At 73.5% G+C, this 25,901-nt stretch carries 22 protein-coding genes; 11 read left to right on the forward strand and 11 right to left on the reverse strand.

The annotated features are described in order from the left end of the window. Window positions 1–99: 99 nt before the first annotated feature. A complete protein-coding gene (locus AC0VX6_RS04060) occupies window positions 100–1,446 on the forward strand; it encodes a PhoH family protein (RefSeq protein ID WP_475467403.1) in 1,347 nt (448 codons plus the stop codon). A gap of 214 nt (window positions 1,447–1,660) precedes the next feature. Here AC0VX6_RS04060 and AC0VX6_RS04065 read toward each other — a convergent pair whose 3' ends face one another. Then, window positions 1,661–5,101 (reverse strand): SCO7613 C-terminal domain-containing membrane protein, encoded by a 3,441-nt coding sequence (locus AC0VX6_RS04065; protein WP_475467404.1) that lies wholly within the window; start codon window positions 5,099–5,101, stop codon window positions 1,661–1,663. Between the two features lie 415 nt (window positions 5,102–5,516). Here AC0VX6_RS04065 and AC0VX6_RS04070 point away from each other — a divergent pair, with 415 nt between their 5' ends. Both AC0VX6_RS04070 and AC0VX6_RS04075 read left to right on the forward strand, forming a co-directional pair. Next, window positions 5,517–6,236, forward strand: coding sequence for an aggregation-promoting factor C-terminal-like domain-containing protein (locus tag AC0VX6_RS04070; RefSeq protein ID WP_475467405.1), 720 nt, complete (start codon window positions 5,517–5,519; stop codon window positions 6,234–6,236). Between the two features lie 58 nt (window positions 6,237–6,294). Further along, window positions 6,295–6,930 (forward strand): aggregation-promoting factor C-terminal-like domain-containing protein, encoded by a 636-nt coding sequence (locus AC0VX6_RS04075; RefSeq protein WP_274978044.1) that lies wholly within the window; start codon window positions 6,295–6,297, stop codon window positions 6,928–6,930. Window positions 6,931–7,052: 122 nt separating this feature from the next. Here the strand turns inward: AC0VX6_RS04075 and AC0VX6_RS04080 are convergent, their stop codons facing one another. The 5 genes from AC0VX6_RS04080 to AC0VX6_RS04100 form a co-directional block, all read right to left on the reverse strand. Beyond that, on the reverse strand, window positions 7,053–9,089 hold the full coding sequence (locus tag AC0VX6_RS04080; protein ID WP_475467406.1) for a serine/threonine-protein kinase: 2,037 nt from the start codon (window positions 9,087–9,089) through the stop codon (window positions 7,053–7,055). A gap of 215 nt (window positions 9,090–9,304) precedes the next feature. Further along, window positions 9,305–10,693, reverse strand: a complete 1,389-nt coding sequence (locus tag AC0VX6_RS04085; protein WP_274976257.1) for a class II fumarate hydratase — start codon at window positions 10,691–10,693, stop codon at window positions 9,305–9,307. Window positions 10,694–10,851: 158 nt separating this feature from the next. Then, window positions 10,852–11,442, reverse strand: coding sequence for a DUF1707 SHOCT-like domain-containing protein (locus AC0VX6_RS04090; protein WP_274978045.1), 591 nt, complete (start codon window positions 11,440–11,442; stop codon window positions 10,852–10,854). A 243-nt stretch (window positions 11,443–11,685) separates the two neighbouring features. Further along, window positions 11,686–12,114, reverse strand: a complete 429-nt coding sequence (locus AC0VX6_RS04095; protein ID WP_475467407.1) for an RNHCP domain-containing protein — start codon at window positions 12,112–12,114, stop codon at window positions 11,686–11,688. Next, complete coding sequence (locus AC0VX6_RS04100; RefSeq protein WP_274976259.1) at window positions 12,111–12,494, reverse strand: RNHCP domain-containing protein; 384 nt, start codon at window positions 12,492–12,494, stop codon at window positions 12,111–12,113. The genes AC0VX6_RS04095 and AC0VX6_RS04100 overlap by 4 nt, the downstream gene beginning before the upstream one ends. 431 nt (window positions 12,495–12,925) lie before the next feature. Here AC0VX6_RS04100 and AC0VX6_RS04105 point away from each other — a divergent pair, with 431 nt between their 5' ends. Together AC0VX6_RS04105 and AC0VX6_RS04110 are read left to right on the forward strand one after the other, a co-directional pair. Then, window positions 12,926–13,852 carry an ABC transporter ATP-binding protein gene (locus tag AC0VX6_RS04105; RefSeq protein ID WP_274978046.1) on the forward strand — a complete coding sequence of 309 codons (927 nt, stop codon included), beginning with the start codon at window positions 12,926–12,928 and terminating at the stop codon, window positions 13,850–13,852. Beyond that, window positions 13,849–14,676 carry an ABC transporter permease gene (locus AC0VX6_RS04110; RefSeq protein WP_274976260.1) on the forward strand — a complete coding sequence of 276 codons (828 nt, stop codon included), beginning with the start codon at window positions 13,849–13,851 and terminating at the stop codon, window positions 14,674–14,676. The genes AC0VX6_RS04105 and AC0VX6_RS04110 overlap by 4 nt, the downstream gene beginning before the upstream one ends. A 74-nt stretch (window positions 14,677–14,750) precedes the next feature. On the opposite strand, the gene AC0VX6_RS04115 is transcribed toward AC0VX6_RS04110, so the two are convergent. Next, window positions 14,751–16,412 (reverse strand): hypothetical protein, encoded by a 1,662-nt coding sequence (locus AC0VX6_RS04115; protein WP_274976261.1) that lies wholly within the window; start codon window positions 16,410–16,412, stop codon window positions 14,751–14,753. 199 nt (window positions 16,413–16,611) lie between these two features. Beyond that, complete coding sequence (glpX, locus tag AC0VX6_RS04120; RefSeq protein WP_248773422.1) at window positions 16,612–17,652, reverse strand: class II fructose-bisphosphatase; 1,041 nt, start codon at window positions 17,650–17,652, stop codon at window positions 16,612–16,614. A 154-nt stretch (window positions 17,653–17,806) separates the two neighbouring features. Here glpX and AC0VX6_RS04125 point away from each other — a divergent pair, with 154 nt between their 5' ends. Then, complete coding sequence (locus tag AC0VX6_RS04125) at window positions 17,807–18,406, forward strand: TetR/AcrR family transcriptional regulator (RefSeq protein WP_274978047.1); 600 nt, start codon at window positions 17,807–17,809, stop codon at window positions 18,404–18,406. 50 nt (window positions 18,407–18,456) lie between these two features. Continuing rightward, window positions 18,457–19,011, forward strand: a complete 555-nt coding sequence (locus AC0VX6_RS04130; RefSeq protein WP_274976262.1) for a DUF4245 domain-containing protein — start codon at window positions 18,457–18,459, stop codon at window positions 19,009–19,011. A gap of 128 nt (window positions 19,012–19,139) precedes the next feature. Here the strand turns inward: AC0VX6_RS04130 and AC0VX6_RS04135 are convergent, their stop codons facing one another. Next, window positions 19,140–20,111, reverse strand: a complete 972-nt coding sequence (locus AC0VX6_RS04135) for a 4-hydroxy-3-methylbut-2-enyl diphosphate reductase (RefSeq protein ID WP_302475386.1) — start codon at window positions 20,109–20,111, stop codon at window positions 19,140–19,142. A gap of 296 nt (window positions 20,112–20,407) precedes the next feature. Between AC0VX6_RS04135 and AC0VX6_RS04140 the strand changes: the two genes are divergently transcribed. The 4 genes from AC0VX6_RS04140 (at window position 20,408) to AC0VX6_RS04155 (ending at window position 23,590) form a co-directional block, all read left to right on the forward strand. After that, a complete protein-coding gene (locus AC0VX6_RS04140) occupies window positions 20,408–21,298 on the forward strand; it encodes a DUF8129 domain-containing protein (protein ID WP_274976263.1) in 891 nt (296 codons plus the stop codon). 136 nt (window positions 21,299–21,434) lie between these two features. Next, window positions 21,435–21,947, forward strand: coding sequence for a DUF3060 domain-containing protein (locus AC0VX6_RS04145; RefSeq protein ID WP_274976264.1), 513 nt, complete (start codon window positions 21,435–21,437; stop codon window positions 21,945–21,947). 140 nt (window positions 21,948–22,087) lie between these two features. Further along, a complete protein-coding gene (xseA, locus tag AC0VX6_RS04150) occupies window positions 22,088–23,320 on the forward strand; it encodes an exodeoxyribonuclease VII large subunit (RefSeq protein WP_475467408.1) in 1,233 nt (410 codons plus the stop codon). 3 nt (window positions 23,321–23,323) lie between these two features. Next, window positions 23,324–23,590: an exodeoxyribonuclease VII small subunit gene (locus AC0VX6_RS04155; protein ID WP_013151185.1), complete on the forward strand. Its 267-nt coding sequence runs from the start codon at window positions 23,324–23,326 to the stop codon at window positions 23,588–23,590. Window positions 23,591–23,626: 36 nt separating this feature from the next. On the opposite strand, the gene AC0VX6_RS04160 is transcribed toward AC0VX6_RS04155, so the two are convergent. Together AC0VX6_RS04160 and rmuC are read right to left on the reverse strand one after the other, a co-directional pair. Next, a complete protein-coding gene (locus AC0VX6_RS04160; RefSeq protein WP_274976266.1) occupies window positions 23,627–24,166 on the reverse strand; it encodes a DUF6542 domain-containing protein in 540 nt (179 codons plus the stop codon). A gap of 35 nt (window positions 24,167–24,201) precedes the next feature. After that, a complete protein-coding gene (gene rmuC, locus AC0VX6_RS04165; protein ID WP_274976267.1) occupies window positions 24,202–25,626 on the reverse strand; it encodes a DNA recombination protein RmuC in 1,425 nt (474 codons plus the stop codon). Between the last annotated feature and the right edge of the window lie 275 nt (window positions 25,627–25,901).

Below are 25,901 nucleotides of genomic sequence, written 5' to 3' on the forward strand. Positions count from 1 at the left end.
TCAACGAGGAGGGCCGGACCCGGCCCTCGCGGGCCAGGTCCCGGTCCTCCATGATCCCGTGACAGTAGGGCGCCCCAGCGGTGCCCAAGGGGAGAACGAGTGGCTAGTTCCTCGACCGATCGCCGTGACACCCAGTCCCCCGACCCCCGTACGGAGGTAGGCCAGGACGCACGCGTCTACGTGCTCGACACCAGTGTCCTGCTCGCCGACCCGGCCGCCCTGAGCCGGTTCGCCGAGCACGAGGTCGTCATCCCCGTGGTGGTGATCACCGAACTGGAGAGCAAGCGTCACCACCCCGAGCTCGGGTACTTCGCTCGTCACGCGCTGCGCCGCCTGGACGACCTCCGGGTCGCCCACGGCCGTCTGGACGTCCCGGTACCGGTGAACGACCTCGGCGGCACGCTGCGGGTGGAACTCAACCACAGCGATCCGCGGATCCTGCCGGCGGGCTTCCGGCTCGGCGACAACGACACCCGGATCCTCACGGTGGCCCGCAACCTCCAGGAGGAGGGCGGGGACGTCGTGCTGGTGAGCAAGGACCTTCCGATGCGGATCAAGGCGTCCTCCATCGGGCTGGCCGCCGACGAGTACCGGGCCGAACTGGCCATCGAGCACGGCTGGACGGGCATGGCCGAGCTGGACGTGCCCGCGCACCAGATCGGCGAGCTGTTCACCAGCGGCGAGAGCGACATCGAGGCGGCCCGGGACCTCCCCTGCCACACCGGACTGGTGCTGGTCTCCGAGCGGGGCAAGGCGCTCGGCCGGGTCCAGCCCGACAAGTCGGTGAGGCTGGTGCGCGGCGACCGCGACGTGTTCGGTCTGCACGGCCGCAGCGCCGAGCAGCGCGTCGCCCTGGACCTGCTCACCGACCCCGACGTGGGCATCGTCTCCCTGGGCGGGCGCGCGGGCACCGGCAAGTCGGCGCTGGCGCTGTGCGCCGGTCTGGAGGCCGTTCTGGAGCGCCGCCAGCACCGCAAGGTGATGGTGTTCCGGCCGCTGTACGCGGTCGGCGGCCAGGAGCTGGGCTACCTGCCCGGGACCGAGAACGACAAGATGACCCCGTGGGGCCAGGCGGTGCACGACACCCTGTCCGCGGTGACCAGCGAGGAGGTCATCGAGGAGATCGTGGACCGGGGGATGCTGGAGGTCCTCCCGCTCACCCACATCCGCGGCCGGTCGCTGCACGACGCGTTCGTGATCGTGGACGAGGCCCAATCCCTGGAGCGCAACGTCCTGCTCACCGTGCTCTCCCGCCTCGGCCAGAACTCGCGGGTGGTGCTCACCCACGACATCGCCCAGCGCGACAACCTGCGCGTGGGCCGCCACGACGGTGTGGTCGCGGTGATCGAGAAGCTCAAGGGCCACCCCCTGTTCGCGCACGTCACCCTGACCCGGTCCGAGCGGTCGCCGATCGCCGCCCTGGTCACGGAGATGCTGGAGAACTGACGCGGTACCGCGGCGGGCCCGTCGGTGTGACGGGCCCGCCGCCCCGTGGTGGCGGGCCGCCGCACGGCCACCGGACGCCCGGCGCAGGGTGCGCCGGACGCTCCACACCGGCCCCGCCGCCCTAGCCGGGGCCGGGGCCCCTCTCCGACGCACCACCCGGGACGCGCTGTGCCCCGGGCCGTCGGCCCGCGTTCCACGGGCGCGGTCGGGTCTCTCAGCGCATCCCCGCCACCAGGCGGCCCAGGCGCCTCAGCCGTTCCAGGCTCGCCTCGTAGCGGGTGCCGATCACCAGCAGCAGCACACCCGCCACGGCGAACGGCACCCAGTTCGGCACCAGGCGGGTCAGGTCCCACAGGGGCGGCCCGAACGCTCTCAGCGAGGTCGCCACCAGCACCAGCCCGCCCGTCACCAGGGCCGCCTGGAGCCGTCCGCGCAGCCCCCACACGGTCACCGCGAGGCCCAGCACGAGCACGGCGGGCACCCGCCACACCATGCCGTCCTCCGCCAGCACCAGCACGACGGTGGGCAGGAACAGCAGCGCCAGGCCCCCGCCGTGGGCGGCCCAGCTCGACGGCGGTACGGCCGCCCTGCGGCTCCACTCCCAGCCCACGGCCAGCGCCGCGAGGGCGGGCGGCACCGTGTACGCCTCGGGCACGGCCACGTCCCACGCCGAGAGCACCGTCCACAGCGCCGCCAGCATCAGCAGCGCGCCCACCGGCGCGAACCAGCGCCGCCCGGGCCGTGCGGCGGTCGCCAGCGCGACGACCCCGACCACCGCCAGCGCCAGCGCGACCAGTTCCGGCCGCGCCCCCGCCGCCGCGGTGACGCCCAGTGAGACCGCCGCCCACACCCAGGCGGGGACCTCCGTCGCCGGTAGCAGCGGTCCGCGCAGGCGCGGCGCGGCCACGGCCACCGCGGCGACCATCGCGATCGGCGCCAGCGCCGCGTACTCCACCGGAGCCCCCAGCAGCAGGGGCAGCGCCAGCGCGAACCCGCCCGTCGCCGCCGTCGCCACCGCCGTGGCGCCGACCGCCGCGACGGCGGTCCGGGCCAGGGCCGCGACCACCGCGGCGACCACCGCGACCCCCATCAGGGCGCCCGTGGTCGCGTGCGCCTGGACCAGCGCCCAGCCCGCGCCGAGCAGCAGGGTGAGGAGGGCGGTCAGCCCCGCCAGCCGGCCGAGCCGCCCGCTGCGGGTCAGCGCCGACCACAGTGCCAGGGCCGAACCCACCGCGAACACCCACAGCAGGGCGCCGAGGAACGGCGCGTCCAGGACCAGGGGCAGCCCGACGAGCGAGGGCGGCGCGGCGAGAACCGCCGCGGCCGCCGTCCGCCCTCGGTCGAGCAGGGCGACCAGGGCCACCGCCGCCGCACCGGCCAGCAGCATCCCGGCCGCCGTGCCGAAGGCCTCCGCCGGGCCCGCCACGCCGTGCAGCCCCAGAACGGTGTGGGCCGGGTCGCCCAGCGCCCGCACGGGCGCCGTCCACGGCCCGTACGCGCCGGACAGCAGCGGCAGGCCGGGGCCGTGCCCGCGCCCGACCAGCAGCGGGGCGGATGCGAGCAGGAGCAGGCCGACCGCGGTGAAGACCGGCCGGGGGTCGCCCCCGGCACCGTGCGCGGACGGGAGGGGGGTCCGACCGAGCACCACCGCGTTCGCCCCGGCCAGCAGCGCGCAGGCGGCCAGCAGCCACCACGCCGCAGGCGGCACGGTGTCCGAGATCACGAGGCCGAGCCCGAAGAACGCGCCGGTCAGCAGCGCCAGCGCCCACAGGAGCAGGCCCGTCGCGTAGAGCGCCGCGGGGCGGCCGGATCGGGCGTACAGGAGCAGCGCGACCAGGACGGTCGCTTCCACGAACACGAGGGCGGCCAGGGAGGTGTACTGGTCCGGAAGAGACCACAGGCCACCGGTGAGCAGGGTCAGGGTTCCGGTGAGCGCGGGCACCCAGGAGCCGGGCCGACGCGGCGCCGGGGTTGTGGCCAGGACCAGCGCGGCGCCGACCAGGAGGGCGCACACCACCGCCGCCGCGTGCGGCGGGTCCAGCAGGTGCACGGCCGTCAGCAGCGCCGGAGGAGCGGTCAGGGCGGCGGCGGGCACCAGCGCCCGGCGGCGCAGCAGGAACACCGCGCCCAGGGAGAGCGCGGCGCAGACGAGCACGGCGAGCAGCGGGAGCCCGGCGTCCGCGGGGGCCGTCGTCGGCAGACCCAGCACGCTGGACACCGGTGCGGTCGCGGGGCCGCTGTCCCACGGGAGCAGGGGCGCCCGGGGCAGCGCGGGCAGGTGCGCGGGCCCGGCGGCCAGCGGGGCCGCCCCCAGGACCAGCAGGGCGATGACCGCCGGGACCCGGGAGGCTCCCGCGCCGTCCGCGCCGCCCGTCGCCGCAGGGCCGCCCGGGCCGCCCACCGGACCGGGACCCGCCGGGACCCGGCGCAGCGGGTTCCGGGCCAGCAGCAGACCGGTCACGCCCGACAGCAGCAGGACGGCGGCCACGAACCACCAGGCTCCGACGCGGTCGGCGCCCGCGGCGGAGGCGGCGAGGGCGAACGCCGTGTACAGCAGCGCCAGGACCGTGGTCAGCCCCCACAGCACGGTCGCGCTGACCCGGAGGGCGCGCACGGGGACGCCCGCGCGGGGCCGTCCGAACCAGAGCGCCAGGAGCAGGTCGGCGAGCCCGGTCGCGGCCAGGACGGGCAGCGCCCAGGACCAGAGGCCGGGGGAGTCGGACGCCGCCACCAGCAGGACGGGCACCGGTTGCAGGAGCAGGACGGCCAGGACGCGCGGCGTCCGCAGCGGCACGAGCAGCGGATAGGACGCCAGCAGTGCGCCGATGACGACCAGCGCGACCGCGGTGTAGGCGGAACCGCTCCCGATCTGCTCCGACGCCAGCAGCCACAGCGCGAGGGCGTCGACGCACAGCAGCGCGGCGGCCAGGCAGCCGAAGGTCTCCGCGGTCGCCCTGAGACCGCGCCGGTGCAGCGGCAGGGCCAGGACGGCGAAGGCGGCCGTGGTGAGGCCGAGGACCCCGGCGCGGGCGCCGGTGCCCATGTCGCTCCACGTCCAGATGGCGAAGACCAGGGCCGCGATGCCGACGAGCACGCCGCCCAGCCCGAGGACGACGTTCTGCGCCGAGCGGCGGGTGACCTCCCCGGGCGGCCCGGACGCAAGCCGTGGGGACTGCGGCTGCCCAGTCGGTACCCGCCCGGCCGGGGCCTGTGCGCAGGGGTTCTGCCCGACCGGCGCCTGCGAGCCGGACACCGCCCCGGCCGGGGACCGCCCGTGCGCGTGGGCTGCCTGCCCGCCGGGGGGCACGACACCGGGCGGGACGGCCGGTTCCGGCGCGTGACCGGAAGCCCGCCCCGGAACCCGCGGCGGCTCCCCGTCCGCGGAGCCGGGAACGGGCCGAGCCGGGGGCGCGCCCCGGCCCGACTCCTCGCGCAGCAGTGCCACGACGGCGGCGCGCTCCTCGCGCAGGTGCCGCTCGCGGCTGTTGAGCAGCGCGATCTCGGTGTCGATGTGCCACAGGCGCTGGGCGGTGGCGCCGACGAGCAGGAGCCCGCACCGCCGGCAGTTCCGGGGCGGCGCGTGGAGCGGGGCGCGGCAGTCCGGGCACCTGAGCCGTGGGTCCGCGGGGGACGGCGGGGATCCGTGGACGTTCATGGCGCCATCCTGGCCCCCGCGGCCGCCCGCGCACATCCGTACGGGTACTCAGGAACACCGTTCCCGGTGACCTCCGTCTCGCTTCGGGATGTGCGGAGACCCCCGCCACAGCCCCGGGAGGGCTTGACCTCTCCTTGACTCTGCGTGTCGACATGCAGGTCAAAGCACCGCATCGCGGATGCATTCCGTGATGTGATCCAAGACATAGTAAATCTGGCGTTACTTCATCGTGACGATGATGCAGGCTGAACCCGCTGCACGAACATCCCCTCCCACGTGGGAACCCGCGCCGCGGTCGGTCGAACGGCTACCCCTTCCCTCGCGCGCAACACCCCGGGCCACGTGGTCAGCGGCGGCGAACTCTCACACACGCGGACCCCGTGGGGCGCGTGTGCGTCTACGCGAAAGGGCGATTTTGCTACTCAACCTCATCTCACTGCGACATGCGGGCGCCGTCGGCGCCGCGACCCTCGTCGCCGGCGGCACCTTCTCGGTCGCCGCGTTCGCCCAGAGCGACGCGGCCGACCCGAGCCAGCTAGCCTCCGCCGCGGTGGTCCCCGACCAGCAGTCGGCGGCGGGCGGCGACGGCGGGTCCGACCGGCCCGAGGACTTCTTCGCCGCGCAGACCGAGCAGAGCGACCAGGAGCGCCAGACCCAGCGCGAGGAGAGCATGGAGCAGGCCAGGGCGGCCGTCGACGAGGCCGTCCGCGCCGACAGCGGGACGGCCAGCGACATCGCCGAGCCCGAGCCCGAACCCGAGGAGGAGCCCGAGGCCGACACCTCCGGCGGTTCCGACTCCTCCGGCGGCGGGTCCGCCGGATCGGCCCCCTCCGGCGACCCCAAGGGCATCGCGCTCCAGATGGTCCTGGACGAGGGCTGGGCCGCCAGCGAGTTCCACGACTGCCTGGAGCCGCTGTGGGAGAAGGAGAGCAACTGGAACCACACGGCCGAGAACCCCAGTTCGGGCGCCTACGGCATCCCGCAGTCGCTGCCGGGCGACAAGATGGCCTCCCACGGATCGGACTGGCGGACCAACCCGGCCACGCAGATCGCCTGGGGCATCGACTACATCAAGGACCGCTACGGAAACCCCTGCGGCGCCTGGTCCCACTCTCAGGCCAACAACTGGTATTAATAGGGCTTTCCCTGCCAATAACCCCCTCTTGGAAAAGGCAATCGTGCTAATCAACCGAATGTCGCTGCGCAGTACGGCGGCGGTCGGTGCGGCGACCCTCGTCGCGGGTGCGACCTTCGCCGTCACCGCGTTCGCGGATGACGAGATCGATCCGGACACTGTGGCCAGCGCCGCCATTCCGGAGGCCGAGGAACCCGCCGCCGACACCGAAGCCGGGGAGGAGCAGTTCTTCTCCGAGCAGTTGTCCCAGGAAGAACTCCAGACCCGGCGCAGCCAGGCTCAGGAGCAGCGTGACGCGGCCCTCACCGAAGGGGTCCTGACGGCCCAGGTCGAGGGAAGCGACATCGAGGAGGAGGAAGAAGAGGAAGAGGAGGAGACTCCCGTCTTCACCGGCGACCCCAAGGGCATCGCCCTCCAGATGGTCACCGACCAGGGCTGGGCCGCCAGCGAGTTCCACGACTGCCTCGAGCCCCTGTGGCAGAAGGAGAGCAACTGGAACCCCAGCGCGCAGAACCCCAGTTCGGGCGCCTACGGCATCCCGCAGTCCCTGCCGGGCGACAAGATGGCCACCCACGGCGACGACTGGCAGACCAACCCGGCCACGCAGATCGCCTGGGGCATCGACTACATCAAGGGCCGCTACGGCACTCCCTGTGAGGCGTGGGCCCACTCCCAGTCCGTCGGCTGGTACTGATTCCGCCGCGGCGCCCCCTGACGGCGGGCGCCGCCTCCGGCGCACACGCGAGGGGCGGGGGCCGTTCCCTTCCGGAACGGCCCCCGTCGTGTCGGGCCCGCCGCGGTCGGCGGGCGGCGCGCTCACAGCAGTGGGTCGAACGACTCCATGACGTCCTCGGGCAGGTCGTCGTAGTAGTCGGCGTCCTCGCGCGGAACGTTCACGCTGACCAGGTAGAACACCCGGTCGCCCTCGTGCTCGGTGCTGACCGCGTAGGCCCAGAAGCGCCGTTCCTGACTCGCCCAGGTCTCGTTGACGAAGTCCGACTCCACCAGGGCGACGTCCCAGCCCTCCTCGAAGTCGCCGTCGTCGAACTCCTCCAGCTCCAGCTGCGTGTAGCCGGTGGTGACGTCACCCTCGACCCGGGTCCCGCCGTTGGTGTCCTCCAGGTACTCGGCGCTCGTCCCGGTGAACTCCTGCTCGGTCCACCCGGTCACCCACACCTGGTGGTCGCCGCCCGGCGCGACGAACACCGCCAGCGTGTTCTCGATCTCGCTGTCGTCCACCTGCCACCCGGCCGGGTGGTCCACGTGGAACCACTGCGACCGGAAGGTCTCCAGCTCGTCGTAGGACGGCGGCTCCCCGTCCTCGTCCCCGCTCCCGGTCGTGCCGCCCTCGCCCCGGCCCTCACCGCCGCTGCCGCTGCCGACACCGCCCTCGTCCCCGCCGACGGAGGCGGAGGGCTCCGCCGGGGGCCTCGCGCCCTCGGACGCCGACAGCGACTCGGAGGCGCCGCCCTCGACCTCGGCTCCGGCGAACAGGGTGGCGCCGACCACGGCCACACCGCCGATCAGCGCCAGGACCACCACCGCGGCGCCCACGCCGACGAGGAGCCTGGTGTTCCCTGACCCCGAGCCCGGACGCGCGCCGCCGTGTCCGCCCGAGTGGAGCGCGGCACCGGGACCCCCGGGTCCGCCCGGGCCGCGTCCCATACCGCCGTGTCCGCCTCCCGCGGAGTGCGGCGGCCGGTGCTGGTGGGCCGTGCGGTGCCCGTGCGCGAAGGGCGTCGCGGGCGTCACCGGGTCGGCCGGTCCGCCCCGCGGCGGGCGCGGCCCCGTCACCGGGCCCTGCGGCAGCGGGGTCCGCGTGTGGGGGTAACCGCCCAGCGGCCCCGTGCCGGGGCGGCCGCCGCTCGGCGCGTGGTGGGGGCTCTGCGGACCGCTGACCCCGGGGGCCGCGTGCGGGCCGCTGCCGAAGGCCGGGGCGCCGCCTCCGGACGCCCCCGCGGCTCTCGCCGCGCCGAACGCCCCCGCGCCCGCCACTCCGAAGCCGCCGCTGTCGTCACCGCCCGCGTTCGGCCCGCCGCGCCCGCGCAGCAGCGCCAGCGCCCCGTCCACGTCCAGCCTGCGGTCCGGGTCGCGCTCCAGCAGGCCGGAGATGAGCGGCTCCAGCCATCCGGCGCGCGTCATCGGCGGCAGCGGCGCGGACATCACCGCCGCGATCGCCGCGGTGATGCTGTCGCGGCGGAACGGGGAGGCGCCCTCGACCGCCGCGAACAGGGTCACGCCGATGCTCCACAGGTCGCCCCGGTGCTCGGCCGGCCCGCCCGCCAGCCGCTCGGGCGGCATGTACTCGGGTGAGCCGATCAGCGCGCCGGTGCGGGTGATGCTCGGCCCGCCCTCCACCGTCGCGATGCCGAAGTCGGTGAGGATGACCCGGCCGTCCAGGGACGTCATGATGTTGCCCGGCTTGATGTCGCGGTGCAGGACCCCGGCCGCGTTCGCGGCCCGCACGGCGCGCAGCAGCGACTCGGCGATCTCCGCGACCTCGTCCGGGGGCAGGGCGCCCCGCTCGTTGAGCCGGTCCTGGAGGGAGCCGCCCTCTACCAGCTCCATGACCACCCACGGGTTGCCGTCGTACTCGAAGACGTCGTGGATGGTGATCACCGTGGGGTGGCTGATCCGCGCGGCGGAGCGCGCCTCGCGCCGGACCCGGCCGTGGGCGTCCGCGCGCTCGGCGTCGGTGAAGTGGTCGGGAAGCAGCACCTGCTTGATCGCCACGTCGCGGTCCAGCGTCGGGTCGAAGGCCTGCCAGACCACCCCCATACCGCCGCGGCCGAGTTCACGGCGCAGGACGTAGCGGTCCGCGACGACGCGTTCACTGTCGCTGTTGCTCGACATGTACTGCCCTCTCGAAGGCGGGCTTCCAAGGTGCTCGTTCAAGAATGTCGGACGCCTCCCGCGCCCGGAAGGTTCCTGGTCCGGCTCTTCACGGCCGAGTGAGGCACAACCGGGACCCGTGGCACCGTGCGCCCCGCCCGGCGCACGACCGCCCGGCCCGGCACACGGAAGGGGCACCCCGCACGCGGGGCGCCCCGTGGCGGAACGGGTCCGGACTACTGGGAGTTGGTCATCCGCAGCACGTCGAGGGCCTCGTCCAGCTGCGCCTCGGTGAGCTTGCCGTCCCGGACGTAGCCGCGCTCGATGACCACCTCGCGGATGGTCTTCTTCTCCTTCAGCGACTGCTTGGCGACCTTGGAGGCCTCCTCGTAGCCGATGTAGCGGTTGAGCGGGGTCACGATCGACGGCGAGGACTCGGCGTAGACGCGGCACTGCTCGGCGTTGGCCTCGATGCCGGACACGCAGCGGTCCGCGAACACGCGCGAGACGTTGGAGAGCAGGCGGACGGACTCCAGCACGTTGCGGGCGATCATCGGCAGCTGCACGTTCAGCTCGAAGTTGCCGCTCGCGCCGCCGAAGGCCACCGCGGCGTCGTTGCCGACGACCTGCGAGGTCACCTGGAGCACGGCCTCGCACAGGACCGGGTTGACCTTGCCCGGCATGATCGAGGAGCCGGGCTGGAGGTCGGGCAGGAGGATCTCGCCCAGGCCCGTGGTCGGGCCCGAGCCCATCCAGCGGATGTCGTTGGCGATCTTGGCGAAGCCGACCGCGATGGTCCGCAGCTGGCCGGACAGCTCGACCAGGCCGTCGCGGGCGCCCTGCGCCTCGAAGTGGTCGCGGGCCTCGGTCAGCGGCAGGCCGGTGTGCTCGGCGATCTCGGCGATGACCCGGGCGGAGAAGCCCTCGGGGGTGTTGATGCCGGTGCCCACGGCGGTGCCGCCCAGCGGCAGCTCGGCCACGCGCGGCAGGACGGCCTCCAGGCGCTCCACGCCGTAGCGCACCTGGGCGGCGTACCCGGCGAACTCCTGGCCCAGGGTGACCGGGGTGGCGTCCATGAGGTGGGTGCGGCCGCTCTTGACCACGGAGGCGAACTCGGTGGCCTTGGCGCCGAGCGCCTCCTCCAGGTGCCGCAGCGCCGGGACCAGGTCGTTCTGGACGGCGGAGGTGGCGGCGATGTGGATGGAGGAGGGGAACACGTCGTTGGAGGACTGCGACGCGTTGACGTGGTCGTTGGGGTGCACGGGGGCCCCGAGGCGCTCGGTGGCCAGCGTCGCCACGACCTCGTTGGTGTTCATGTTGCTGGAGGTGCCCGAGCCGGTCTGGAAGACGTCGATCGGGAACTCGTCGTTCCACCTGCCCTCGGCGACCTCCAGGGCGGCCTCCCGGATCGCCTTGCCCAGGTCGTCGCTGATGACGCCGAGCTCGGCGTTGACCTTGGCCGCGGCGGCCTTGATCTGGCCGAGGGCGGCGATGTGCGCGCCCTCCAGGCCCTGGCCGGAGATCGGGAAGTTCTCGACGGCACGCTGCGTCTGGGCCCTCCACTTGGCCTCGGCCGGAACCCTGACCTCACCCATCGAGTCGTGCTCGATACGGAACTCGCTCATTGCAACCCAACTCTCCCTGGGAAAACCTGTGAGCCCCAGATTGCCAGACGCACCGGAGCACACCGCCACCTCACCCGGGGTTGGCGGTGTTGCACGCGTCATGTTGACACCGACGCCGCCCTCCGCGACCGGTCGGCGGTCCTCGCAGGTCGGCGCGGTCAGGCCCCGATGCCGCGCCGGCGATCGCGGCGGCGCCAGCCCAGGAGGCGGCGCCTCCTCGGGGCGCGCACGCGCACCACGCCGAACAGGGAGAACCCGTCGATCTCCAGCACCGGGGGATGGGACAGCTCGGAGCGGCGCGCGGTGGTGGTGCGCCTGCCCAGGAACGACCAGCCGGTCAGCCGCACCTCGACGCCCTCGGGGACGTCGATCTCCACGCGGCCCAGGACGGCGGTCACGGTCATGCGGTGGTGGTTGTGCATCAGGAGCGCCTCGCGCATGTCCACCTCGACCCTGCCGACCAGCGCCACGGCCAGCTCGTCGGGATAGGCCACCCAGCGGCCCCTGCGCTCCGCCCTGCCGAACAGGCCCAGGACGGGCTGGCGGTCCAGACGGATGGGCTGCTGCTCCGCGGGGAGGAGGTCGGCGGTGATCCCGGGCAGCTCGCCCAGGGTCCGGGCCTCGTGCGCGAGGGAGGAGCGCTCCTCGAACTCCTCCAGGTCCAGACGGCCGTCGGCGGCGGCCTCGCGCAGGACCCGCAGGACACGTTCGCGGTCGGTGTTGGAGGCGCGGAGCCGATCGGGGGACACTTCCTCACTCACACCGCCCAGACTAGGCGAAACCCCGGGCCGGCCGCCCGTCCGGGGAGTCTCGCGCGTCGGCGCGTCCGGGTGCGCCCCGCGTCCGCCCGGGGCCACGGGAGAACTCGGGCCGGGGGCGCCGCGTCCCGGCCCGGCCGGAAGGCACGGCGGACCGGGCCCGGGCGGGGCGGAAAGCCCTCAGGCCTTCGCCCGCCCGCCGTCACAGGTCCATCAGGGCCGCCCCGCCCGCCGTCACAGGTCCATCAGCGCCCGCCTGGCGACCGCGTCGGAGGAGGCGGCCAGCGGCCGGACCGCCGCCCTGACCAGTGCGCGGGCGTTGTCGTCGCCCGCCACGCGGTTGGAGCCGAGCTCACCGCACCGCACGCAGCGGTGGACGATCATCCACTCCCCGTCCGGTCGCGCCGCCATGCTCAGCGCGTCCATCGCGCCCCGGCAGCCGGACGCGCGGTCGCCGGGGATCCGCAGGTCCACGTGCAGGCTGGTCAGGCAGTGCGGACAGTGGTTGCGGTGGGCCGTCCCCGGCGCGCGGGCCGGGATCTCCAGACGGCACCGCACACAGCGGAACGAACCCGTGCCGCCCGCCTCGCCGTGGGCGTGCAGCACGGTCTTGGGGCGCTGGGGACGCCTGGTGACACGGGTGTTGCGTCGGCCCACGCTCACACCTCCCCGAACAGGTCGAGCGGGAAGGGCGGTTCGGCCAGCGGCCGGACCGCGATCCGCATGAGGACGAGGTGGTTGTCGTCCGGTGAGACGGCGCTCTCGGACATCTCGTCGCACACGCCGCAGCGGTGGATGAGCGTCCAGGAGCCGCCGCGCGGTACCGCGACCGAGATCGGGGCCATGCGCCCGCCGCAGTCGGAGGCGCCGCCCCCGGCCCGGTCCAGGACGTGGCGTGAGCTCAGGCAGCTCGGGCAGTGGTCGCGCGGTTCCCCGGCGGGACCGAGACGGGACACGGACAGGCCGCAGCGCACGCAGGCGAAGGCGCCGGTGCGCGTGGCGGAGCGGTGGCCGGAGCGGCCGGAGGAATCGTTGGTGGACACCCGGAGGTACTCCTTGCTGGAAAAGGGTGGTGAACAGCAGGGAGCAGGCCGAGCGCTTCTCGACGGAGGGGGGCGTGGCCGCCTCAGGCACCCGGGGCCCGGGTACGGCGGTGGCACGCGTGACTGTGAGGCGCGCTCGGCGCGTTCCGGGTCATACTCACCCTTCTCCGTCCGGAGTCGTCCTCCGGATTCTCGTTCCTACGGGTCCGGAGGACGATCGTAGGCGGGCGCCCCGGCCGGGACAACGGGTTTTTCCGCCGGTCGGACCGCCCCGCGGGGCCCGCACGGCCCGCCGCGTCGCGGCCGCGCACGGCGCGGCGGGAGTGTTTCCACAGCCGGAGAAACCCGCTGGAAATCCCCCGCCCACGCTGTCTACGGTTGTGTTCATGACCACACCTGTCCCCGGTCGCCGTCCGTCCGGGAGCGCGACCATGGACGCCGGTGACACACCGTCCGTCCCCGCCCTGCGACTCCGGGGCGTCGTCAAGCGCTTCGGTTCGCTCACCGCCGTCGACGGGCTCGACCTGGAGGTGCCGCAGGGCGTCGTCCTGGGCCTGCTCGGGCCCAACGGCGCGGGCAAGTCGACCACCATGAAGATGCTCACCGCCCAGTCCCTCGCCGACGAGGGCGAGATCCGCGTCCTCGGCCACGCCATCCCCGACGAGTCCAAGTGGGCCCGGGCCCGCATGGGCGTCGTGCCCCAGCACGACAACCTCGACGAGGAGCTCACCGTCGAGCAGAACCTGCGGATGTTCTCCTACCTGTACCGGGTCCCGCGCCGCCGACGCCGCGAGGCCGTCGCCCGGACCATGCGGCTGGCCCAGCTCGCCGACCGGGGCGCGACCCTCGTCGACGACCTGTCCGGGGGCATGCGCCGCCGCCTGCTCATCGTCCGCGCCCTGCTGCACCGGCCCGAACTCGTCCTCATGGACGAGCCCACCGTGGGCCTGGACCCGCAGGTGCGCCAGGACCTGTGGAGCGTCATCTCCGCGCTGCGCGCCGAGGGCGTCACCGTGCTGATGTCCACCCACTACATCGAGGAGGCCGAACGCCTCTCCGACGAGGTGGCGCTCATGGCCGCGGGCAGGATCGTCGAGCGCGGCGCCCCCACCGACCTCGTCGCCCGGTACGCGGGGACCACCGTGGAGGAGTACACCCCGGGTGAGGAGGGCGTCGACGGACTCGAACGCCTCGTCCACGGCCACGGTTTCACCACCCGGCGCACCGGCACCACCGTGTCGGTCCTGCGCGCCGAGGAGCTGCCCGACTCCCTGCGCGACCGGCTGGGCGCGCCGCTGCGCCGGGTGAGCACCCTGGAGGACGTCTTCGTGGCCCTGACCGGAGAGAGTGTGGAATGACGGACCAGACGCGGCAGGCCCGGGATGACGCCCGGCCCGAGATCCACGCCCGCCCCGGCCGGCTGGAGGCCGACGCGGTGATGGGCGTCGTCGCCCGCGAGTGGATCCTGTACGGCCAGTCCTGGCGGGCGACCACCTTCGCGGCGGTGGTCGAGCCCACCCTCTACCTGCTCTGCTTCGGCTTCGGCATGGGCGCCCTCATCGGCACCCTCGCCGGGTACAGCTACATCGACTTCCTCGGCACGGGCATCGTGGCGGTGTCGGTGCTGTTCCAGTCGATGATGCCCGGGGTCATCAACACCTTCATCAAGAGACGCTTCCTGCACACCTACGAGGGCATCCTCGCCGCCCCCGTGGACGTGCGCGAACTCGTCACCGGCGAGGCGCTGTGGCTGGCGATGCGCTCGGGCGTGTACGGGTGCGTCCCGCTGCTCGTCGCGGTCGGGTTCGGGCTGCGCCCCGGCCCCGGTCTGCTGCTCGTGCCGCTCATCGCCTTCCTGTCCGGGTTCGCCTTCGCCCTCTTCGGGATCTGGATCTCCGCCCTGATCAACTCGGTGCGGTCCATGGACTACGTGTTCAGCGGCCTGTTCACCCCGCTGTTCCTGGTGGCGGGCACGTTCTTCCCGCTCACCGAGCTGCCCGACTGGGTGCGGAACGCGGCCATGGCCAACCCGCTCTACCACTCGGTCGAGCTGATCCGCGGGGTGGTCTTCGGCAACCTCGGGGCCGGACCGGCGCTGTTCCACCTCGGAGTGCTGCTGGTGTTCGTGGTCCTCATGTGGTTCCTGGCGTGCGCCCGGATGAGACGCCGGGTGGTCGGCTGAAGCCTCCCGCACGCGCGGACGGCGCGGGGGGAGCACCCTCCCCCGCGCCGTCCGCGCAACGTCACCCCGTGCGGCTACTCGCCGCCGCTGGGCGACCAGCGCAGCTCCACGCTGCTGCGCTGCCCCTCCTCGGTGACGCTCAGCGCCAGGCCCACGGCGCCCCACTGACCGGGGGCCTCGACCTCACTCTCGGTCAGCACTTGGCGCAGGTCCATGTACCCGGCCATCACCGCCGAGTCCATCTCCTGCATGGTCTGCTGGAAGACCGGGTCGTCGCCCAGGCGCCCGGTGGCGCTGCTGCCCCGGGACACCACCACGGCGTCGCCGTCGGTGCTCACACCCGGCGGGGTGCTGTAGGAGTCGACGACCGCGCTCTCGACGAAGTCGCTCAGGATCTGCTCGTCACCGCCCACCGCGCGGTACTGGAAGGACGCCTCCCCTCCGCCGCCGTACGCGGACCCGAAGAAGCCCTCCAGGTTCATGTCGGTGACACCGAACGCGGTCGAGGAGCCCAGCAGCTGGGTGAACCCCTCCGGCAGAGGGGCGCCCATCGAATTGAACTGGCGCTCCATCTCCTGCATCTGGCCGCTGCTCGTCATGAACGGGATCGAGTCGCTCTCGTAGGCGTCGGTCAGCGCCGTGTCCAGACCGCTGGCGCCCAAGGCCATGACCGTGCTCTCGGGCAGCGACTCCATCGCCGCCACGCTCGCCCCCGGCGTCTCGGCCAGCCACGCCAGGTCGGTGCCGTCCACCGCGAGGTCGAAGACGTCCGTGCGCGCCTCCAGGTACTCGCCGTCCACCCGCAGGGACGCGGTCATCCGGCCGCTCAGCTCACCGGTCTCGGCGGCCAGGTCGGCCTCGAACTCCCGGGCGAACTCCTCGACCTCCATCAGGCTCGCGAGGTCCGCCCACCCCGCGGCCAGACTGCCGCTGGGCAGGTCGTCCATGTCACCGGAGAAGGTGTCGGCGTCGGCCAGGGTGCCGTGCTCGTCCACCTGCGCGTGCAGGTCGGCCAGCGCCGCGTCGGAGGTGGTGAGTAGCGCGAAGTCGTCGATCACCTCGAAGTAGAGGTCGTCGTACTCGCCGCCGAGCCGCTCCAGGTTCTCCTGGGCGAGCCGCTCGTCCTCCACCGCGAGCGCGAACGCCCCGGCCACACCGGCGCCCTCGCCCAGCTCGGCCTCACCGCTGGCGGGCCACATCGCGAAGCCCACCCGCTGGCCGATCCACTCCTCGACCTCGGCCTGCTGAGCCTCGGGGAAGGCGGCCACGAAACCCTCGGCGACCAGCCCCGTCATGTCGCCGTCGGGCTCGTCCATCTCGGCGGTGACCTCGTCGGGGAGGCGCTCCACGAACCGCAGCAGCTCCATGGCCTGGGAGCCGTCGATGGACAGGTCGATCTTGCCGAACGCGAGCGCGCTGCCCGGGAGCACGTCCTCGGGCTGGGGGCCGCCGAAGCTGACCAGCGAGACGGTGGCCCACACCGTGCCGCCCATGAGGAGGAGCGCGGTGCCCGCGGCGGCCGGGATCAGCCAGCGCCTGTTGCGGCCGCCGCCGGAGGGCGGCACCTGTCCGCCGGAGTACTGGCCCCCGGGGAAGGGGCCCGCGGGCGGCGGACCGCCGGGCGCGCCGCCGCCGAAGCCCGCGGGGGGCTGGCCGGGAGCCTGGGGCGGAGGGTAGCCCTGCCCGGGCTGCTGGTGCTGCCACTGGGGCTGCTGTGGGGGATCGGGGTAGGACATCAAACCTCCGGCGGGGAATTCTCGGCGCGTGCACCGCGCAACCAACGCCGGGTCTGATGCCGCGTCGACCCGGTGTGGTTCGCGTCCCGCGCCTTTTTCGGTCGGCCGGTGGGGAAGGGGCCCGGTGTCCCGTACCGGCCGGGACGGGACACCGGGGTGGAGCTCTCCGCGGAGGTCTTCCGGTGGGGGCGTGACGGTCCTAGGCCGACTCGGGCTCCTCGCCCCGGTAGGGGGCCGAGGTCAGGTCGACACCGCTGTAGGAGGCCAGCTTGCCCAGGCGGTGCTCGCTGAGCACCTGGCGGACGGTGCCGCTGCGGCCGCGCATGACCAGGGAGTCGGTGACGACCCGAGCGGACTCGTAGCGGACGCCGCCGACCAGCTCCCCGTCGGTGATGCCGGTCGCGGCGAAGAACACGTCGTCGGACGAGACCAGGTCGTCGGTGCGCAGCACGCGGTCCAAGTCGTGCCCGGCGTCGAGCGCCTTGCGGCGCTCCTCCTCGTCCTTGGGCCACAGGCGGCCCTGGATGACGCCGTCCAGGCACTTCATCGCGCACGCGGTGATGATGCCCTCGGGGGTGCCGCCGATACCCAGCAGCAGGTCCACGCCGGTCCCCGCACGGGCCGCCATGATCGCTCCGGCCACGTCGCCGTCGCTGATGAACTTGATCCGGGCGCCCGCGTCGCGCACGTCCTGCACGATCTGCTTGTGGCGGGGGCGGTCCAGGATGACGACGGTCACGTCCTGCGGCGACTTGCCCTTGGCGCGGGCCACGGCCCGGACGTTGTCGGCCACGGGAGCGGCGATGTCCACCACGTCGGCGGCCTCGGGGCCCGTGGCGAGCTTCTCCATGTAGAACACCGCGGAGGGGTCGAACATGGTGTTGCGCGGACTCATCGCGATCACCGACACGGCGTTGGGCATGCCCATGGCGGTCAGGGTGGTGCCGTCGATCGGGTCGACCGCAACGTCCCAGTCCTGGCCGCCGCCGTCGCCGACCCGTTCGCCGTTGTAGAGCATGGGGGCGTTGTCCTTCTCGCCCTCGCCGATCACCACGGTCCCGTTCATGGACACGGTGCTGATCATGTGCCGCATGCCGCGCACCGCGGCGCCGTCCGCCCCGATCTTGTCGCCCTTGCCCACCCAGCGGGCCGCGGCGAGCGCCGCGGTCTCGGTGACGCGCACCAGCTCCAGCGCGAGGTTGCGATCCGGGGCCTTGTGCGGGCTGCTGGACTGCGACATGGACACACCTTCCGTCGGGAGAACAGGTCGGGGGCAGGTCTTAGGGTAGTCACCCGAAGTGACACCCGCGGGGTCACGGGTACCCCTCGGGGCGGTCCCGGGCGGACGGGGACGGACTACTCTGGCGTGACCCGGACTGGAGTGAGGCGTGACAGTGGACAAGACGGACAAGCCCGCGAGGGTCTCCACGCGCGGCGCGGCCACCCGCGGCGCCCTGCTCAAGGCGGCCTCCCAGGTCTTTCGCACGGTGGGCTTCGCCAAGGCCGGTGTGAGCGAGGTCGTCGCCGTGGCCGGGGCCAGCGTCGGCAGCCTGTACCACCACTTCAGCGGCAAGGCCGACCTCTACCTCGCCCTGTACGAGGAGTTCCAGCAGCGCCAGCAGGACCGTACCCACCAGGCGGTCGTGCGGGCCCGGTCCGAGGGGGAGAAGGACCCCACGCGGCTGATGAACATCGCCGCCCGCGCCTACCTGCTCGGGTGCATCGAGGAGAGGGAGACCACACGGCTGTTCTTCAGCGGTGACGGTCCTCCCGGCTTCGACTACCAGCTGCGGGCCCGGCTCACCCAGTGGACCGACCGCAACGTGGCGCTGTTCCGCAAGGCCGACGAGCCCGTGGACGAGGCCCTGCTCATCGTCGTGAGCGGCGCGATGCTGCTGGCGGTGGCCGAGGTGGTCCAGCGCGAGGACGCCGAGGCCCGCCGGCTCGCCGACGACATCACCGGCCTGCTCACCCAGCTCGAACCCCGGCGCTAAGCGCACCCCGGGTCGGCGGGGCCCCGGACCTGGGGCAAGCTGGAGACGTCATGAGTGAGTACAGCCGGTCCAGCGCGACCTTCAAGAACTACGCCATCTCCCTCGGGATCATCGTCGGCATCGTCCTGATCATGGCGTTCGTGGTCTCCACGCGCTCGGGCGAGAGCATTCCGTCGGTGGAGTACCGGCCGGACGCCGACGTCCTGCGCGACGCGGCGGACTACCCGGTGACGGTGCCCTCCGCCGACCTGGAGCAGGAGGGGTGGACGCCCACCAGCTCCACGGTGGACGTGTCCGGACCGGTTCAGTGGAGCGTGGGCTTCGCCACCGCCGAGGACAGCCACGCCATGTTGACCCAGAGTGACGCCGACCCCGCCGCCGTCCTCGCGGAGAGGGTCCCGGGCGCCGAGCAGGTCGGTACGGTCCAGGTCGACGGCCGCGAGTGGGAGCACCACGAGGCCCAGGACGAGAACGCCCTGGTCCTGCGCGAGGAGGGCGTGACCCTGGTCGTGTCCGGCCCCGCCGGTATGGACGAGCTGGCCCTCCTGGCCGAGGGCCTGGAGACCGACGCCGACGGTGGCGAGACGTCCGCGGACGGCGCCTGAGCGGGGAACGCGGGTTCCGGCCGCCTCCGGTCGCGTCCGCCCCCGCACGGCGGGGCGCCCGGTCGGAGAACCGACCGGGCGCCTCTTGTACCAGCTGTGTGCGCCCCCGGTGTGCGGGAGCCCGCGCGCTACTCGGCGCGCAGGTCGCGGCGCAGTTCCTTGGGCAGCGAGAAGGTCAGCGTCTCGTCGGCGGTGGTCACCGGGGTGACCGTGCCGTAGCCGTGCCCGGCCAGCTTGTCGAGCAGCTCGCGCACCAGGATGTCCGGCACGGAGGCACCGCTGGTCACGCCGACCGTGGTCACGCCCTCCAGCCAGGAGTCGTCCATCAGCGAGGCGTTGTCGATCAGGTGGGCGGCGTCGGCGCCCGCGTCCAGGGCCACCTCCACCAGGCGGACCGAGTTCGACGAGTTGTCGGAGCCGACCACGATGACCAGCTCGCACTCGGGCGCCATCGCCTTGACCGCGTCCTGGCGGTTGGAGGTGGCGTAGCAGATGTCGTCGCTGGGCGGGTCGAGCAGGTTCGGGAACCGCTCGCGCAGGGCGTCCACCGTCTGGGTGGTCTCGTCCACCGACAGGGTCGTCTGGGAGAGCCACGACACGTTGTCCGGGTTGCGCACCTGGACCTTGTGCACCTCGTCCGGGCTCTCGACGATCTGGATGTGCTCGGGTGCCTCACCGCTGGTGCCCTCGACCTCCTCGTGGCCGATGTGGCCGATGAGGATGATGTCCCGGTCCTCGGCCGCGAAGCGCTTGGCCTCCTTGTGGACCTTGGTGACGAGCGGGCAGGTGGCGTCGATCGTCTTGAGGCTGCGCCTGTGCGCCTCCTCGTGCACGACCGGGGAGACGCCGTGCGCGGAGAAGACCACGATGGCCCCCTCGGGCACCTCCTCGGTCTCCTCGACGAAGATCGCGCCGCGCTCCTCCAGGGTGCGCACCACGTGGGTGTTGTGCACGATCTGCTTGCGCACGTAGATCGGCGCGCCGTACTGCTCCAGGGCCTTCTCGACGGTGATGACAGCGCGGTCGACACCGGCGCAGTAGCCCCGGGGATTGGCGAGGAGCACACGGCGTTGGTTCGTGGCAGTCGTCATCGCAGTCATGTGTTACATCCTAGGTGGCTTGGGCGGCGTGCGACCCGGGTGTGGGAGAGGGCACTGAACAGGCCGCTTCGACGCGCGACCGGTGCCAAGGTGACGGTATCGCAACGGGGCGCATCCGGTTGCGCCTCGAAGTGGCGAAATCGTTCACTTCTCCCCTGCTCATGGTGTTCATCCCTCCTCTATCCTGGTTCACCATCACACGCATTACAGGCGGTTCGCCCTCACCTCGGCCCTGCCGGTCGGCTGTTCGCGCGCCGCTCACCCCACTCGCCGAGACCACCAGGAGCCCCCGTCCTATGTCGAACCCGACGCTCGCCACGAAGCTGGTCGCCCTGGTCAAGGGCATCTTCGGGCGCAAGGAAACGGCGGCCGCGCCCGAGCCCGCGGCCCAGGAGTCGACCGGGACCCCCCAGTCCCCCGCCCCCGCGGCCGCGGAGTCCGAGGACGTGACCGCGCGCGGTACGGACCAGGCCGAGCCGTCCGCGGAGAAGAGCACCGAGGCCGGGGCGCCCGAGGCGGAGAGCGCCGACGAGCCGCAGGCCGCGCCGAAGACCGAGGAGCCCGCCGAGGCCGTCGAGGAGAAGAAGGCCGAGGCCGCCGAGCCCGCCGCGGAGCGGGAGCCCGCGAAGGCGGAGGCCGGGGAGCCCGCGACCGCCGCCCCGGAGAAGGCCGCCGCCCAGGACGGGCCCGCTGAGCCCGCCGCCCCGGAGCAGCCCGCGGCGAAGAAGAAGTCCGCGGCGAAGAAGAAGCCCGCCGCCGAGAAGAGGCCCGCGAAGGACTCGGCCGCCCCCGAGGCCCCGGCGACCGCTGAGCCCGCCGAGCCGGTCGTGGCCGAGGAGGCCGGAAGCGGCCGGGAGGAGCGGACCGGGTCCGTCACCCCCGCCACCGCGGACGTCCCCGAGCAGGGCGCCGCCATCGCGGAGGAGATCGCCGCAGCCGAGGCGCACACCAAGGTCAGCAGCGACGAGATCCTCGAACGGGTGCGCAAGGGGGCCGCCCCCTCCCTGGAGGACCTCGCCGTGCCCACCTACGACGAACTCACCCTGCCCTCGGTCCGTGCCCGCCTGCGCAAGCTCACCATCGAGCAGGTCCGCGACCTGCGCGCCTACGAGGTCGCCCACCAGAGCCGCCCCGAGTTCATCAAGATGTACGACAACCGCATCGCCAAGCTGGAGGCCGAGGCCTGACGCGCGCGGACCGCCGGGGCGGGAGCGCCGGCTGCTCCGCCGACGGCCGCGTCCGCGGGGCACGGGAACCGCGGGGCGGTACGGGACGTCATAGGGAGTGACCACACCGGCGCCTCCCGTCCGAAGGGACACCAACATGCGTTCCGCTGCCCCCGCCGCCGCGCTCCTCGCGGCCACCGCGTTCTGGCTGACCGGATGTTCGGTCGGCATCCCCGGGACCGACCAGGAGGTCTCCGTGGACCCCGACGGCGTGTCCGTCGGCAGTGAGGACGGAGAGGTCTCCGTGGACTCCAACGGCGACGTCTCGGTCGGCAACCGGGACGGCGACGTCACCCTCGACGAGGGCGGCGGTATCTCCGTGGACAGCGAGACCGGCGACCTCACCATCGCCACGGTCGAGGGCAGCGTCACCGAGGAGTGCGACGGCCAGAACGTCAACGTGAACGCCAGCGGGGCCGAGGTCGTCCTCAACGGCCAGTGCGGCGAGGTCTCCATCCTGGGCAACGAGCTGACGGTGCACATCGGCAGCGCCGACTCCATCCGCGTGACCGGCGCCGACAACACCGTCCACCACGCCGAGGGCGAGCCCTCCGTCACCGACATCGGCCTCAACAACACCGTCTCCGCCGGCGGAGACGCGACCGCCTGACCGCCTCCCCGCGCAGCCGGCGCCCACCCGGTCCCGCCGTGCCGGTCCCGCCGTGCCGGGCCCGGTCGCCCGGCCGCCCGGCCCCCGCGCCTGGCGGGCCTGCCCCGAACTGTCCGCGCCCTGGCCTAGGCTCGGTTGGCATGGGCATGGACAGTTCCGCCGAGGCGCCGCAACCGGTACGCGTCGTCCTCAACGCCGTCGGCCAGTGGATCGGCCGCCTGGGCCGCATCTGGGTCGAGGGCCAGATCGCCGAGCTGAACCGGCGCGGCCGCATGGCCTACATCACGCTGCGCGACCCCGTCGCCAACGTGTCGGTGCGCGTGGTCTGCCAGACCTCGGTCCTGGACGCGCAGAGCCCGCCCCCCGAACCCGGTGCGCGCGTGGTCGTGCACGCCAAGCCCGACTTCTACGAGGTCCGCGGCACCTTCTCACTGCGCGCCCTGGAGATCCGCCACGTCGGCCTGGGCGAGCTGCTGGCCCGGCTCGAACAGCTGCGCCGCACCCTGACCGCCGAGGGGCTCTTCGACGCCGCGCGCAAGCGCCCCCTGCCCTTCCTGCCCAACACGGTCGGGCTCATCTGCGGACGCGACTCCGCCGCCGAGCGCGACGTGCTGGAGAACGGGCGCCGCCGCTGGCCCGCCGTGCGCTTCGAGGTGCGCCCGGTCGCCGTCCAGGGGGACCGGGCCGTGCGCGAGGTGATGGAGGCGCTGAAGGACCTGGACTCGCACCCCGACGTCGACGTCATCGTCATCGCCCGGGGCGGCGGTTCCCTGGAGGACCTGCTGCCCTTCTCCGACGAGGCCCTCGTGCGCGCCGTCGCCTCCGCGGGCACCCCCGTGGTGAGCGCGATCGGCCACGAACAGGACGCCCCGCTGCTCGACCACGTCGCCGACGCGCGCGCCTCCACCCCCACCGACGCGGCCAAGAGGACGGTGCCCGACGTCAGTGAGCAGTTGGAGATCATCCGCCAGCTCCGCGACCGGGGCCGCCGGGTGCTCCGGGGCGGCGTGGAGCGCGAACTCGCCTGGCTGGAGGGCATGCGCTCGCGTCCGGTGCTCGCCAGCCCGGTGCGCGAGGTCGACCGGCTCGCCGAGCAGGTCGCGGACCTGCGCGACCGGGCCCGCCGGAGCCTGACCGTGTCGCTGGACCGGTCCGCCGACGGCCTCGGCCACACCCGTGCGCGCCTGCACGCCCTGTCCCCGGCGACCACGCTCGCGCGTGGTTACGCGATCGTGCAGCGCGAGGACGGGTCGGTGGTGCGCTCGGCCCGGGAACCGGACGCGGGGGAGGCCCTGCGCGTACGGTTCGCCGAGGACAGCCTGACCGCGACCGTGGAGTCAGTCCACACCGAAGACACCTCCGAGGAGGGGTAGGAGATGGCAGCCAAGGGCGCCAAGACCCGTGAAGAGGGCACCGCCGAGCCCGAGCTCAGCTACGAGGAGAGCCGGGAGGAGCTCAACAACGTCGTCCGGCAGCTGGAGTCGGGCGGACTCAGCCTGAAGGACTCGCTGGCGCTGTGGGAGCGCGGCGAGGAACTGGCCCGGGTGTGCGAGCAGTGGCTGGAGGGGGCCCGCGCCAAGCTGGCCGCCGCCATGGACGAGCGCCGGGGGGATGAGCCGGGGGACGGCGACACGCCCTTCTGAGGCCCGGGGCCGCGCCCGTCGGCCCGCGTCCCGCGGCTACCTGCGGCCGTTGAGCTGGTCGCCCAGATCGCGGATGTTGCCGGGCAGGCCCCGGAACACCCCGATCACCAGGACCAGCGCCGTGCCCAGGAACAGCCAGGGGGCGACCTCGGCCAGCCGTGACGCCAGCCCCAGGAGCAGCACCCGGGCGAACCCCTCGCTGCCCAGGGCCAGCACGCTCTCCGCGGCGACCACGGCGACGAAGAACGCGATGGGCGGGCTGACCGACAGCGACAGCAGGTCGCTGGGCCGGACCAGGAGGGCGCCGAGCACGCAGGCGAGGGTGAAGGCCACGCCCGGGGCCGCGGGGGTGCCCGCCCAGTGCGCGATCATGGCCCCGGCGAAGCTGAACGCGACGATGGCCAGCACGCCGCCGCGTCCGGTCAGGCGGGGCGGGGTTCCGGGGGAGTTCTCCTTCGGCCTCGGCACCGGACGCTCCCTCTTCCTGGCACGCGGCACGTCCCTGACGCGGCCGTCGGGCCGCACGAAGTACGGCGCGCGCCCGCGTTCGGGGCCGTCCGCCTTCCGCGGGGGCATAGCCGTCCGCCTCCCCAGTGTGTTGCTCACGGTGTTCAGTGTGTCACTTCTCGTGAATGTTCGGTGTCTTTTCCACGGATCGTGTCGTCCTTCCGGCTACTTGTCCCATCCGCGACGAACACGCCTTCCTCCCCATTGGACACCGACTCGGCCCACTGCGGTTCCGGAGTCCGGCGACCGGTGTCCGTTCCGTTCCCCTGCCCGTCCGGTCCCGGACCACTCCGCTCCGCCGGGGCCGGTCCGGCGCCGCCCGGGTCCGACAGCTCGGGCGCCACCACCGCGCGCGGACGCTCCTCCACGCCCACGGGACGGTCCAGCTCACCGTCCACCAGCCCCAGCTCGCCGAACCGGCGGGCCGTCACCAGCACCCGGCTCTCCAGGGACCCCACGGTCTGGTTGTAGGCGCTCACCGTCCGGGTCAGGGCCCGGCCCAGCCCCTCCACGTGCCCGCCGAGCGTACCCAGCCGCTCGTGCAGCTGCTTGCCCAGGTCGAACACCGCCCGCGCGTTCTCGCTCAGCGCCTCCTGCTGCCAGGCGTACTGCGCCGTCCGCAGCAGCGAGATCAGCGTCGTCGGCGTCGCGATGTGCACCCGCCGCCCCATCGCGTACTCCAGCAGCTCAGGGTCGTACTCCAGGGCCGGGGCCAGGAACGCCTCCCCGGGGATGAACAGCACCACGAACTCCGGCGCCGGGGTGAACGCCGACCAGTACGCCTTGGCCGCCAGCTGGTCCACGTGCGTGCGCAGGTGCCTGGCGTGCACGCGCAGGTGCCGCGCGGCCTCCTCCGCACCCGCCTCCACGGCATCCAGATAGGCCGCCAGCGGGACCTTGGAGTCCACCACGATGTTCTTGCCGCCCGCCAGGCGCACCACCATGTCCGGGCGCCGCGACCCGTCGCGCGTGGCGGCCTGCTCCTCGAAGTCGCAGTGCGAGCCCATCCCGGCCAGTTCCGCCACCCTGCGCAGCTGGAGCTCGCCCCACCGGCCGCGTGCCTCGGGCCGTCGCAGCGCCGTCACCAGCGACTGCGTCTGGTCGCGCAGCCGCTCCGAGCCCTCGCGCACGTACTCGACCTGCTTGGCCAGCTCCGCGTGGGCCGCGGCGCGCCCCGCGTCGGCCTCCCTGAGCTGGCGCTCCACCCGGTCCAGGGTCCGCGTGAGCGGCTCGACCATGCGCTCCACCGCGCGGCGCCGCTCGTCCAGGTCGCCCCCGGCCTCGGCGCTGACCGCGCGCAGCCGCCCCTCCGCCAGTTCCATGAAGCGCTGGTTGGTCTGGTCCAGGGCCTGCGCGGACAGGGCGCGGAACCGGTCGGCCAGCTGTTCCTCCACGTAGGCCGCCCGCTCCTGGGCCGCGCGGGCGTCGGCCCGCGTCTCGGCCTCCCGGCCGCGGGCCAGGATCCAGCCCACGGCGGTGCCGACCGCCAGACCGATCAGGAGCATGAGTACGAGTGCGAGGCCGTTCATGGCCGTCTATGGTGTCAGGCCGCGCCGTCGCGCGGCTCCCCGCCACGCAGGACATCGGTGAGCAGAACCGCCAAGTCCGGCATGTCCGCCGGCCCTGGAGCCCGTCGGGGCCCGGCGCCGGAACGCGGACCCGATCGGTGCGCTATTCCACGGGGGAGCGGGGTCGCACGCGAGGCCGCTTCCGGACATCCACTTCCCTTGCGCAAAAGTTTTCGAGAACCTGAGGTCTCCGTCCGGGGCCGGACCACCTCTCACCGGTCCCCGTACCTGGCAGT

The organism is Nocardiopsis sp. iso_25 (assembly GCF_056173305.1).